Source organism: Donghicola sp. XS_ASV15 (genome assembly GCF_041224595.1).
Classification (GTDB): Bacteria; Pseudomonadota; Alphaproteobacteria; order Rhodobacterales; family Rhodobacteraceae; genus Donghicola.
In genome coordinates, this window is record NZ_JBGFGN010000151.1 from 1 (window position 1) to 11,989 (window position 11,989).

The 11,989-nt window shown below is 59.0% G+C and carries 12 protein-coding genes and 1 tRNA gene; 6 read left to right on the forward strand and 7 right to left on the reverse strand.

Annotated elements, in window-relative coordinates; all coding sequences use genetic code 11:
• Positions 1–135 precede the first annotated feature (135 nt).
• From AB9K37_RS12565 to msrP, 3 genes are read right to left on the reverse strand one after another with little or no spacing between them, the layout of a single operon-like run.
• The gene (locus AB9K37_RS12565; protein ID WP_369839229.1) at positions 136–726 is read right to left on the reverse strand and encodes a hypothetical protein; all 591 of its coding nucleotides are present in this window, start codon (positions 724–726) and stop codon (positions 136–138) included.
• A 39-nt stretch (positions 727–765) separates the two neighbouring features.
• Positions 766–1,377: a protein-methionine-sulfoxide reductase heme-binding subunit MsrQ gene (msrQ, locus tag AB9K37_RS12570; RefSeq protein WP_369839232.1), complete on the reverse strand. Its 612-nt coding sequence runs from the start codon at positions 1,375–1,377 to the stop codon at positions 766–768.
• Complete coding sequence (gene msrP / locus AB9K37_RS12575; protein WP_369839235.1) at positions 1,377–2,273, reverse strand: protein-methionine-sulfoxide reductase catalytic subunit MsrP; 897 nt, start codon at positions 2,271–2,273, stop codon at positions 1,377–1,379. The genes msrQ and msrP overlap by 1 nt, the downstream gene beginning before the upstream one ends.
• A gap of 174 nt (positions 2,274–2,447) precedes the next feature.
• On the opposite strand from msrP, the gene AB9K37_RS12580 reads away from it, so the two are divergent.
• Positions 2,448–2,888: a DUF302 domain-containing protein gene (locus AB9K37_RS12580; protein ID WP_369839238.1), complete on the forward strand. Its 441-nt coding sequence runs from the start codon at positions 2,448–2,450 to the stop codon at positions 2,886–2,888.
• A 191-nt stretch (positions 2,889–3,079) separates the two neighbouring features.
• Positions 3,080–3,559, forward strand: a complete 480-nt coding sequence (locus AB9K37_RS12585) for a fasciclin domain-containing protein (RefSeq protein ID WP_369839241.1) — start codon at positions 3,080–3,082, stop codon at positions 3,557–3,559.
• A 61-nt stretch (positions 3,560–3,620) separates the two neighbouring features.
• Here the strand turns inward: AB9K37_RS12585 and clpB are convergent, their stop codons facing one another.
• Positions 3,621–6,239 (reverse strand): ATP-dependent chaperone ClpB, encoded by a 2,619-nt coding sequence (gene clpB / locus AB9K37_RS12590; RefSeq protein ID WP_369839244.1) that lies wholly within the window; start codon positions 6,237–6,239, stop codon positions 3,621–3,623.
• Between the two features lie 178 nt (positions 6,240–6,417).
• Here clpB and pyrF point away from each other — a divergent pair, with 178 nt between their 5' ends.
• Together pyrF and AB9K37_RS12600 are read left to right on the forward strand one after the other, a co-directional pair.
• On the forward strand, positions 6,418–7,131 hold the full coding sequence (gene pyrF, locus AB9K37_RS12595) for an orotidine-5'-phosphate decarboxylase (protein WP_369839247.1): 714 nt from the start codon (positions 6,418–6,420) through the stop codon (positions 7,129–7,131).
• 115 nt (positions 7,132–7,246) lie between these two features.
• Positions 7,247–8,500 (forward strand): DNA polymerase IV, encoded by a 1,254-nt coding sequence (locus tag AB9K37_RS12600; protein ID WP_369839250.1) that lies wholly within the window; start codon positions 7,247–7,249, stop codon positions 8,498–8,500.
• Here the strand turns inward: AB9K37_RS12600 and AB9K37_RS12605 are convergent, their stop codons facing one another.
• Positions 8,501–9,364, reverse strand: a complete 864-nt coding sequence (locus AB9K37_RS12605) for an N-formylglutamate amidohydrolase (protein ID WP_369839253.1) — start codon at positions 9,362–9,364, stop codon at positions 8,501–8,503.
• Between the two features lie 141 nt (positions 9,365–9,505).
• On the opposite strand from AB9K37_RS12605, the gene AB9K37_RS12610 reads away from it, so the two are divergent.
• Both AB9K37_RS12610 and ykgO read left to right on the forward strand, forming a co-directional pair.
• Positions 9,506–9,580: transfer RNA gene (locus AB9K37_RS12610), tRNA-Val, on the forward strand.
• A gap of 68 nt (positions 9,581–9,648) precedes the next feature.
• On the forward strand, positions 9,649–9,774 hold the full coding sequence (gene ykgO, locus AB9K37_RS12615; RefSeq protein WP_012177066.1) for a type B 50S ribosomal protein L36: 126 nt from the start codon (positions 9,649–9,651) through the stop codon (positions 9,772–9,774).
• Between the two features lie 133 nt (positions 9,775–9,907).
• Here ykgO and AB9K37_RS12620 read toward each other — a convergent pair whose 3' ends face one another.
• The gene (locus AB9K37_RS12620; RefSeq protein WP_369839259.1) at positions 9,908–11,125 is read right to left on the reverse strand and encodes a phenylacetate--CoA ligase family protein; all 1,218 of its coding nucleotides are present in this window, start codon (positions 11,123–11,125) and stop codon (positions 9,908–9,910) included.
• Positions 11,126–11,135: 10 nt separating this feature from the next.
• Complete coding sequence (locus AB9K37_RS12625; RefSeq protein ID WP_072709367.1) at positions 11,136–11,960, reverse strand: ABC transporter ATP-binding protein; 825 nt, start codon at positions 11,958–11,960, stop codon at positions 11,136–11,138.
• Positions 11,961–11,989 lie beyond the last annotated feature (29 nt).

The following is an 11,989-nucleotide window of genomic DNA, read 5'->3' on the forward strand; positions in this document are numbered from 1 at the left end:
CATGTTGGTTTTGGTCATCGGGGTCTCCGTGTGGTTCGTGGTTGAAGCGGTCAAACTCCACCTCGACCATACACCTCGATGGCCACCCGGGATTACACCGTTGGCGGTGCGGAAATTACACCACGTGCTCGGACACTAACAGACCCTACGCCGCACCATCCCCATCGCACCCAAAGCGCCAATCAGAAGAAAGCCAGCACCAGGCAGCGCGATCGGAGGAGGTGTATAAGCCTCGAATCCCATGACTGCGAGAACAGTGCGGGCCTGCCAGTTCCAGCTTTCGAAATCGCCATCAATCGTGAATTCAGTGTTCGCGGGAATGATGACATCGTCATCAGCCAGGTCCAGCCAACCCCAAGAATACGAAGGGAAGACCAAATCACCGACCTGAATCGCATCTTCGAGTAAGATAGAAAGCGGCAGGCTGGCACCACTGGGATCCAGCAAGGACGACTTTCCATTCAACGTTGTGATCTGAATGTCCTGATCCGCGACCATGGTCACAGCATGCATATGTGAGTAACCAAAGCTCAGGCCGCTATTTCGGTAAAATCGTTCGGGTGTTCCCGCAGATTCGGCCCAGAATGTGAAAGCCACCCCATCAATCGTCGTCGACACAGTCGAGCTATTGTCCGAGAAAAGTGAAGTCGTGAAATCAACTGTGGCAGCTTGGGCCATTTGGCCCATCGCTACCAGAGCCGCGGCTGTGATCAGTGCCTTTGTCATTTGCGCCCCCAAATGTTGTGACGCAGATGGTCTTACCCCTCAACGTTTAACGAAGGCTTGCCGAAAAGCTGAAAGGGGCATCCAACGCATTGCAATCAGCAACGCGATCACTGCGAGGTAGACGAGCGGCTCTAGCTGAAACCCCTTGGCTTGCATCACCATATGCACTCCGGCAAGCGCGACAGCTGGATACACGAGTTGGTGCAGTTTGCGCCAACGCCCCCCCAGCTTGCGGATCGACCAATTGTTTGATGTCACCGCAAGCGGCAGAAGCAAGACCAAAGACACCATGCCGACAGTCACATAAGGCCGTTTGATAATATCCGCGATAATCTGAGAGGGGATTTGGACATCCAAGACAAGCCAAGTCAGAAAGTGGACCAGCACATAGAAGAAGGCCAGCACACCGATTGGTCGGCGAAGCTTGATCAGTCGCAGCGGTGTAGTGCGCTGCAGAGGGGTCACGCACAGCCCCGCGATCAGCAACCACAGCGCCCAAAGTCCCAAGTTACGCTCGATCACATCCACGGGGTCGGGCCCTAGGGCATTCTGGAACCCTCGAACGTACAGCCAGATGACGGGCACTGCGCCCGCCACATAAATCACCCAGTTCGGGATAGCCCGTACCGACCGGTTCACTAGGTCGATCATCAGAAGTTCTTCCGCAGGTCCATGCCTTGGTACAGTGAGGCGACCTCGTCATAGCCATTGAACATCAAAGTGGGCTCGCGTTTGGCGAACAGACCCGCACCAATCCGGCGCTCGGTTGCTTGGGACCAACGAGGATGGGCGACTTCGGGATTCACGTTGCTGTAGAAGCCGTACTCTCGCGCGTTGGCCATATTCCAACTGGTCGGCGGCTGTTTGTCCGTCAGGGTGATGCGCGAAATGGATTTGGCATATTTGAAGCCGTACTTCCACGGAACAACCAGTCGGATGGGCGCGCCATTCTGATTCGGCATGGGTTTTCCGTAAATACCTGTGGCGAGCAGCGTCAGCGGGTGACGCGCCTCGTCCAGACGCAGACCTTCGCGGTAGGGCCAGTCGAGAACAGGGAAGCGCGTGCCCGGCATTTCCTCGGGGCGTAGGACAGTTTCAAAGGCCACATACTTGGCGCCGCTCTTTACCCCGACCAGATCCAGCAGATCCGCCAATTCGAAGCCATTCCACGGCACAACCATCGACCACGCCTCGACGCAACGGAGGCGGTAGATGCGCTCTTCGATTGTCATTTGGGGGACCAGATCGGACAGCGCGTAATTGCCGGGCTTTTGAACCATTCCGTCAATCTTGATGGTCCACGGATCGGTGGTGAGTTGACCAGCATTACGCGAAGGATCATCCTTGCCGGTCCCAAACTCATAGTAATTGTTGTAGCTGGTAATGTCCTCGAAGCTGTTTGGCTCAAGACCAGCGGCACGCAGAGGGGAGCCAGACAACCCCAGCCCAAGCGCCGCGGCCCCCGCCATCATTTGACGGCGGTTCAGGAACATCGCCTCGGGGGTGACATCATCAGAAGTCAGTGTATTGCGCCAGCGGTTCGCCATCGGATCCTCCTTGAAAGCTCTGCATGACATAGCATCGGCGCCCCTATTGACCAAAAAACTCCTTTTCACACTGTCGTAAGGCACCTGAAACGTTTGACCGCGCCATTGCCAGAAGCCCGAACACCGTGCCATAAATTCATAAAATCGAATTTGTCTTCTCGGGGAGGAAACACCATGAAGCATTGGATCACAGTCGGCCTGATCGTCGCCGCTACGACGGCTGCTGCCGAAGAGCCCTTTATGTATGTCACGGACCAAAGCTTCGACGACGTCACCTTTGGACTGGAAAGTGCGATCATCGACGCAGGGCTCGTGGTCGACCACATCAGCCACACCGGCGAGATGCTGGAGCGGACCCGCGCCGATGTCGGCTCGGACGTGGTGCTGTTCGAGGCCGCCGACGTCTATAGCTTCTGCTCGGCCACTGTGTCACGCAGCGTGATGGAGGCAGACCCCCTGAACCTGATGTATTGCCCCTATGACATCTTTGTCGCCGTGATGGCGGACAAGCCAGGCGAGACCATTATCGGCTTTCGGCCCTACCCAGACGGCCCGATGCAAGAGGTTCACGACCTGCTAGACGGCATCGCACGTGCCGCAATCGGGCTGGAATAACGACCGGTTCAATCACGACCGCTGACGAAAATGTCAGTGGTCTTCTCCAAAAGCGCTGGCTTAGTCGGCAGATCGCTCAGATCAAGAAATTAAAGATGATTTTTTCAGTGATCTTTTTCGCGGCTGGCGCGTACTCCCTGCAACAACGCCAACACTGGGTTGTGACAGAAACTAAATTTTGGAGATACATAATGTTCCGTCGTACTGTTCTTGCTCTTGGTACCGCAGCTCTGATGGCAGGCCCCTCGCTTGCTGAAAGTCATTCCATGGATATCGTCGACACCGCAGCTGGTGCAGGCAACTTCAACACTCTGGCGGCCGCAATCGAAGCTGCCGGTCTGACTGAGACGCTGAAAGGCGAAGGCCCCTTCACCGTATTTGCCCCCAACGATGACGCATTCGCCGCTCTGCCCGCCGGCACGCTGGACACCCTGCTGGCCGACCCCGAGGCACTGGCCGAAATCCTGACATATCACGTAGTCCCCGGTGCAGTCATGTCGAATGACATTGAGGAGGGCATCATGCCTGTCACCACCGTCAACGGTGCAGAAGCAACCGTGACCAATAGCGACGACGTCATCTCGATTGATGATGCGACCGTGGTGGGTGCCGACATCGAAGCATCGAACGGCGTGATCCACGAAATCGACGCTGTGATTATGCCCCAATAATCACCACTCATGCGAAAGGCCCCGGAGAGCGATCTCCGGGGCCTTTTTTTATGTCTGGGTTTTAGTGAACGACGGCGTCATCCGGCTTTGGGCGATTGCTGGCACCCACACGATCACCAATCAACAACCCCTCGGCCCCCGCGCTAACGGTCACGACAGTATCGTCGCGCACATCCCCGCCAAGGATCATCTCGGCCAGCGGGTCTTGCAAGGCCCGCTGGATTACACGCTTCAGCGGACGCGCACCGAAGACCGGATCGTAGCCTTCGTCGGCCAGCCACTTGCGGGCGTCCTCGTCCAACTCCAGCGAGATTTTCCGCGCAGCCAGACGTTTTTCCAGACGGCGCAACTGAATGCTGACAATGCCATCCATATCCGCACGACCCAGACGGTCAAAGATGATCGTCTCGTCCAGACGGTTCAGAAACTCGGGGCGGAAGTGTGCCCGCACCGCATCCATCACATCACGCTTCGCATCAGCGGCATCCGCCCCATCGGGCAGATTACTCAGCGACTGGGCCCCAAGGTTCGACGTCAGAATGATCAACGTCTGCTTGAAGTCCACCGTCCGGCCTTGGCCATCGGTCAGAACACCGTCGTCCAGAACCTGCAAAAGCACGTTAAAGACATCGGGGTGCGCCTTCTCGACCTCGTCGAACAGTACCACCTGATAGGGACGGCGACGGACCGCTTCGGTCAGAACGCCACCTTCGTCATACCCGACATAGCCCGGAGGGGCACCGATCAGACGGCTGACCGCGTGTTTCTCCATGAACTCGGACATGTCGATGCGAACCATCGCGTTGTCATCGTCAAAGAGGTACTCGGCCAGAGCCTTGGTCAGCTCGGTCTTACCCACACCCGTCGGCCCGAGGAACAAGAAACTGCCCAAGGGACGGTTCTCGTCGTTCAGACCAGCGCGGGCACGGCGCACGGCGTTCGACACGGCCTTGACCGCCTGACGCTGACCGATGACGCGGCGTCCCAGCTCCTCTTCCATCTTGAGCAGCTTTTCACGCTCGCCTTCCAGCATCTTGGTGGTCGGGATACCCGTCCAACGCTCCACGACCTGAGCGATCTGCTCGGGGCGCACAGCCTCTTCGACCATGACACCGTCGGCTTCTGCGGTCTCGGCGTCACCTAGCTGTTTTTCCAGCTGAGGGATCACGCCATAGGACAGCTCACCGGCGCGGGCCAGATTACCTTCGCGTTTCGCCTGCTCCAGTTCGGCGCGGGCACGGTCCAGCTTTTCTTTCAGGTCGCGGGCACCGGCCAGCTTGTCCCGCTCTGCCTGCCAACGGGCGGTCAGTTCAGCACTGCGGTCTTGCAGGTCTGCCAGTTCCTTCTCCAGCTTTTCGAGGCGGTCGCGCGAGGCATCATCATCCTCTTTCTTCAGCGCTTCGGCTTCGATCTGCTTTTGCAGGATCTCGCGGTCAATGGCGTCCAATTCTTCGGGCTTGCTGTCCACAGCCATACGCAGACGGCTGGCGGCTTCGTCCATCAGGTCGATGGCCTTGTCCGGCAGAAAGCGGTCCGTTATATAGCGGTGCGACAGGGTTGCCGCCGCCACAAGGGCCGAGTCACTGATCCGCACACCGTGGTGGAGCTCATACTTCTCTTTGATGCCGCGTAGAATACTGATGGTATCCTCGACCGTGGGTTCCTCGACCACGAGGGGCTGGAACCGGCGGGCCAGAGCCGCATCTTTTTCGATGTACTTGCGGTACTCGTCCAGCGTGGTTGCGCCGACGCAGTGCAACTCACCCCGTGCAAGCGCAGGCTTGATCAGGTTGGCCGCATCCATCGCGCCATCGGTTTTACCCGCGCCGACCAGAACGTGCATCTCGTCGATGAACAGGATGATCTCGCCAGCAGCGGCGGTCACCTCGTTCAGAACGGCTTTCAGACGCTCTTCGAATTCACCGCGGTATTTCGCACCGGCGATCAGCGCCCCCATGTCGAGCGCGAGCAGCTTCTTGTTGCGCAGGGATTCAGGCACGTCACCATTCACGATCCGTAGGGCAAGCCCCTCGGCAATCGCGGTTTTACCCACGCCCGGCTCACCGATCAGAACAGGGTTGTTCTTGGTTCGGCGAGACAGGACTTGCATCGCACGGCGGATTTCCTCGTCCCGGCCAATGATCGGGTCGATTTTGCCGTCGGCAGCGCGCTGAGTCAGGTCGGCCGCGTATTTCTTTAGGGCGTCATAGCCATCCTCAGCCGACGCGCTGTCTGCGGTGCGTCCTTTGCGAATGTCGTTGATCGCTTCGTTCAGCTTTTGCGCAGTCACATTGCCTGCATCCAGAGCGTCCTTGGCTTTGGTTTTCACCATCGCCAGCGCCATCAGAATGCGTTCGACAGGCACAAAGCTGTCACCGGCCTTTTGCGCCAGCTTCTCGGCTTCGGCCAGAACTTTGGCAGTGGTCTGGGACATGTAGGTTTGTCCGGCGTCACCGCTCACCTTGGGCAGTTTGTTGACGGCCAGTTCAACAGCTTGAACAACTTGATTGGCCTGACCACCAGAACGCGTGATCAGATTAGCGGCCAAGCCTTGGTCGTCATCCATCAGAGCCTTCAGCAGGTGCTCGGGGGTCAGTTGCTGGTGCCCCTCGCGCATAGCAATTGTCTGCGCGGCCTGAAGGAAACCACGCGACCGCTCCGTGAACTTTTCTAAGTTCATGGCAGTTCTCCTCTATATAAGCGCCCGATTACGGCGATGCCCGCTAAGCGGCACATCATGTTGTGGGCCTCTTACAGAAAGATGGAGTGCACACGCATGGGTTTCAAGAGGTCACACACTCTTGACCGTTCGATTTTCACAGCGCATCACGGGCGAAATTTTCCCACAGGAGACTGCCATGATCGCCGATGACCGCCTGATCGTCGCACTAGACGTGCCGAACGCAATCGAAGGACTGAAAGTTGCCGAAACCCTTGGTGATGCGGTCAGCTTCTACAAGATCGGTCTGGGGATGCTGACCGGTGGCGGTTTGGCCCTGGCCAATGAGCTGAAAGACGAGCACGGCAAAAAGATCTTTCTGGATATGAAGCTGTTCGACATCGGGCAGACTGTCGAGAATGCAGTGCGCGGGCTAGCGCAGTTCGACCTGGACTTCCTGACCGTCCACGGCGACCCCTATGTGGTGAAGGCCGCCAAAGAGGGCGCGGCTGGCAGCAACATGAAAATTCTGGGTGTGACGATCCTGACTTCGCTGGATCGCGGCGATCTGGATGGCGCACTGATCAAAGACGGCGCCATCGACGATCTGGTGGTCGAGCGCGCAGGCAAAGCCTTTGACGCGGGCGCGGACGGCATCATCTGTTCGCCAAACGAGGCGGCGCGTATCCGCGCCCTGGCTGAATCCGAAGGCCGCCTGATCGTGACCCCCGGGGTGCGCCCTGCGGGCAGCGCGACCGACGACCAGAAGCGTATCGCGACCCCCGCTATGGCGGTGGAGAGCGGCGTGGACCACATCGTCTGCGGTCGCCCGATCTGGCGCGCAACTGATCCGCGACAGGCCGCCTTGGACGTGGTTGCTGAAATGCGCGCCGCGGCGGCTCCGAACGCCTGAGTTTGGCACTGACGCGCCACGGCCTGCGGCCGGTTGGGTATTTTTACCAAGATGAAGGAGGCGGGTGCCATTAGGCGTCCGCCTCTCTTATATTTGCTGCCGGAGGTGGGGTCCGATGCCTGCACTGTGTCGCAATTGTTTGCATGAGTTCGAGAACGGGGCGCGATGCCCCAAGTGCCGCAGCCCCCGCGTGGTTGCGCATGAGGAATTGTGGGATCTGGGGATCGCCCACATGGATTGTGATGCCTTTTACGCCAGTGTTGAGAAGCGGGATCGGCCTGAACTGGCCGCCAAGCCGGTGATTATCGGTGGTGGGCGGCGCGGGGTGGTCTCGACTGCCTGTTATGTGGCGCGGATTCGCGGTGTACGGTCCGCCATGCCGATGTTTAAGGCGCTGGAGCTATGCCCCGATGCCGTAGTGATCAAACCCCGCATGGAGGTTTACGCCGAGGTTTCACGTGACGTGCGGGCGCGGATGGAGGCGCTGACACCTGCGGTGGAGCCATTATCCCTTGATGAGGCGTTTATGGATTTGCGCGGGACGGCCAAGTTGCATGGCGCTCCACCAGCGGTTCTGGTTGCGCGATTGGTTAAAGGCATGAAGGACGATCTGGGGATCACCGGGTCCATCGGGCTGTCGCATAACAAGTTCCTCGCCAAGTTTGCCTCAGAGATCGACAAGCCCAACGGGTTCGCGGTGATCGGCAAAGCCGAGACAGCAGACTTTCTGCGCGACAAAGATGTGGGAATCATTTGGGGCGTTGGCGGTGCGACTAGGGCATCGCTGGACCGCGCAGGCATCAGGACCATCTCTGATCTGCTGCGCTGGGACGAGGCGGAACTGGTCGCGCGGTTCGGCAGCATGGGGCTGCGGCTGTACCATCTTGCCCGCGGTGAAGATGCGCGCGCTGTGAAACCCGATCGAGGGATGAAATCCGTCAGCAACGAGACAACCTTTGACGAAGATATCTCGGATATCGACCTGCTGGACGGCCATCTGTGGCGCATGGCTGAGAAGGTTTCGGATCGTGCCAAGGCGAAAGGGATCGCGGGCCGCACCGTGACCCTGAAACTGAAACGCGCGGATTTCCGTCTACTGACCCGTCGCGTGACCCTGACCGATTCGACCCAGTACGCCGACAAACTGTACCGCGCGGCCCGTGGGCTATTGGATCATGCAATAGATGCAGCGCCGTTCCGTTTGATCGGCGTCGGGCTCGGTGATCTGGTGGATAGCGGAGATGCGGATCGGTCCGGCGATCTGTTGGACCCTGACGCAGAGCGGCGCGCCCGCGCCGAAAAGGCCACTGATGCTATCCGTCAGAGGTTCGGAAGTGACGCGATCATCAAAGGGCGCTCTTTGCGGTAATCACTCGGCCGCCATACGCGTGGGCGTTGCCCTCGCAAACTCTGCCATCCCTGCGATCACACGGCCGATCAGCGCCTTGAAGTCTTCATAGCCCTCATGCGGGGTGATCGTCTCTTCGTTCATATAAAGAGAGCGATCTATCTCGATCTGGATCGCGTGCTGATTGCGGCCAGGTCGTCCGTAATGCTGCACGGTGTAGGCTCCCGCAAAGGGGCTGTTGCGTGTGACCACCAAGCCCTCGGCGCGGAACAGGGACTCAAGATGAGCGACTATGGCCAAATCAGCAGAAGCTCCGAAACGGTCCCCCAGAACGACTTGTGGACGCGGTAGGTCGCTGCGCACCAGATTATCGACCGCTTCGTGCGGCATCGAATGGCAGTCGATCAGAATCGCCCGATCAAAGGACGCGCTAGTGTCTTCCATCAACCCGCGCAAAGCCTGATGGTAGGGCACCCAGCATCTCTCGATCCGTTCTTGCGCCGCGCCTTGGGTCATCTTGCCCCGATAGATTGCGCGCCCGTTGGACACCACTCGGGGAATCACACCAAGCCCCGATGCAATTCTCGGAGAGTTGTAGCGGCGGCGGACGCCTTCGATCAGGGCGGGGTCCAGTTCGTCGCGGCTGCGGTTCAGATCCAGATAGGCGCGCGGGAATCGCGCGGACAGAAACGGCGCGCCGTTATCGGGCGCGCTGCTGAACAAGTCGTGGACATAGGCATCTTCGGACGACCGGATGGTGTGCGCGTCAAGGATCGTGCGCTCCATCAAATCTATCGGATATTCATTGCCGCTATGAGGGGATGCAAAGACCACCGCAGTGGTCTGCCGCGCAGGGCGGTCCAATTCGAATATCCGGTGATGCATGGCGGCTCCTTTGAGACAAATCCTAAACCGAAAAGAATCCTTGTCAAAAGCCCTTGAACACCCCGACGACTCCTTTTATAGAGCGCGAACCGAAACGAAGCAGACGGGTTCTTCGGGGCCTTTGACGCAGACATTTGGTAAGCGCGCGTAGCTCAGCGGTAGAGCACTACGTTGACATCGTAGGGGTCACTGGTTCAATCCCAGTCGTGCGCACCACGAATTCACCGGTCCTTTCTGGGCCAACTGCTAACAGGCGCACGCGCGCCGCGACAAGGAGAGATCAGATGAAAGTCAAGAACTCACTCCGCTCGCTCAAGCAGCGTCACCGCGATTGCCGTGTCGTGCGCCGTAAGGGCCGCGTCTACGTCATCAACAAGACGCAGCGCCGCTTCAAAGCCCGTCAGGGCTAAGCGCATCCTGAGCAGCAGAATAAGCCGTCCTTCTGGGGCGGCTTTTTTCTTTGGCGGTCCATGTGATCGTACAGAAAAAAGGCGGCCCTCTGGTTCAGAGGCCGCCTTTTTCGGCATACCGCTTCCTGCCGGATCAGCCGAAAGTGCGCTGGTCGTCGATCACCTTGCCATCATTGGGCAAGCTCCCCACGGGCACACACTCGACCGCACCCTTTAGCTTTAGCACCTCGGCCACAGAGCCTTCGTAGGAGGCCGCATCGTTGCCCCCCTCGATTTGGACCCGCATGACATCCATCTCGCCCTCACGCAGGGCGATGACGCGCGCTTTGGTGATCTCCGGGTGCTTGGCCACCAGTTGGGCGACCTGTTCGGGGCGGACGAACATGCCCTTGATCTTGGTGGTTTGGTCCGCACGGCCCATCCACCCTTTGATCCGTTTATTGGTGCGGCCGCAGGGGCTTGTGCCCTCCATGATCGCGCTCAGGTCACCTGTGGCAAAACGGATGAGCGGGTAGTCGGGGTTCAGGCTGGTCACAACGACCTCGCCCACTTCGCCTTCGGCAACAGGGGTCCCTGTGCCGGGTCGGACGATTTCCACGATCACGCCTTCGTCGATGATCATCCCGTCCATCGCGGGGCTCTCGTAGGCGATGTTACCCAGATCGGCGGTCGCATAGCACTGCAGGCAGGAAATCCCACGATCAGTGTATTCCTGACGCAGACTCGGGAACAGCGCCCCGCCACCCACAGCCGCTTTGGTGATTTTCAGCGCAACACCCATCTCGTCGGCCTTATCCAGAATCACCTTCAGATAATCTGGCGTGCCCGCGTAGGCCGTCGTGCCCACATCTGCTGCCGCCCGCACTTGCAGTTCAGTTTGACCGACACCGGCCGGCAGCACTGCGGCCTGCACAGCCCGGGCCCCACTTTCAAAGATCATGCCCGCAGGCGTCAAGTGATAGCCAAAGCAGTTCTGCACGATATCCCCGCGCCCGATACCCGCCGCGTGCAGGAATCGCCCGACGCGCCACCAATCATGGCTGATCTCGCCGGGTTCATAGATCGGGCCCGGAGATTGGAAGATATGGGCGAACTCGCCCGCCGTTTTGGCCGTGAACCCGCCAAAGGGTGAACTCTGCCCCTGAGCGGCCCCAAGTTCCGACTTTCTCAGAACCGGCAGGACTGCCAGATCGGCCATTCCGTCGATCTCTGACGGATCAATCAGCCCCAACGAATCGCGATATCCCCGCAAGCCCTGCACCGCGCGCAGTTGCGCACGCAAAGCTTCCATCTGCGCGGCCTCACGTTCATCAGCGCTCCGCGTTTCGAGGTCATCAAAATATGTGGTCATCGGCGCCTCCTCAGCTCAGCCAACGCTTGCGGCGGCGATAGCTCCGCACATCGCGGAAACTCTTGCGGCCCTCTTCGGACATCCCGAGATAGAATTCTTTGACGTCTGGGTTTTCGCGCAGATCGGCGGCGCTGCCGTCCATCACAACGCGGCCCGATTCCAGAATGTAACCGTGGTGCGCGTAGCGCAGCGCCACATTGGTGTTCTGTTCGGCCAGCAGGAAGGACACGCCCTCGTTCTCGTTCACCGATTTCACGATCTCGAAGATCTGCTCGACGAGCTGCGGCGCCAGACCCATGCTGGGTTCGTCCAGCAGAATGCACTCGGGACGGGACATCAGCGCACGACCAATTGCGACCATCTGCTGCTCACCGCCCGACGTGTAACCGGCCTGCGATTTGCGGCGCTCTTTGAGGCGTGGGAAATAGTCATAGACCATCTGCAAATCCGCATCGACCGCGCCGCGCCCATCATGACGTGTATAGGCACCAGTCATCAGGTTTTCTTCGACGGTCAGGTGTTCGAAACAGTGACGGCCTTCCATCACCTGAATGACACCCTTTTTCACCAGCGCCGCGGGGTCCAGATCCTGCACCCGCTCGCCTTTGTAGATCACTGAACCTTTGGTTACCTCGCCGCGTTCAGAATGCAGCAGGTTGGAAATGGCCTTCAAAGTCGTTGTCTTGCCTGCCCCGTTCCCCCCGAGCAGCGCCGTAATGCCGCCCTTGGGGACCGACAGACTCACCCCCTTCAGCACAAGGATGACGTGGTTGTAGATCACCTCGATATTGTTAACCTCGAGCAAGGTCTCTTGGGTTCGTCCCGCGTCCAGCATGGCTCTTCTTCTTTGGAAAAATACCTAAA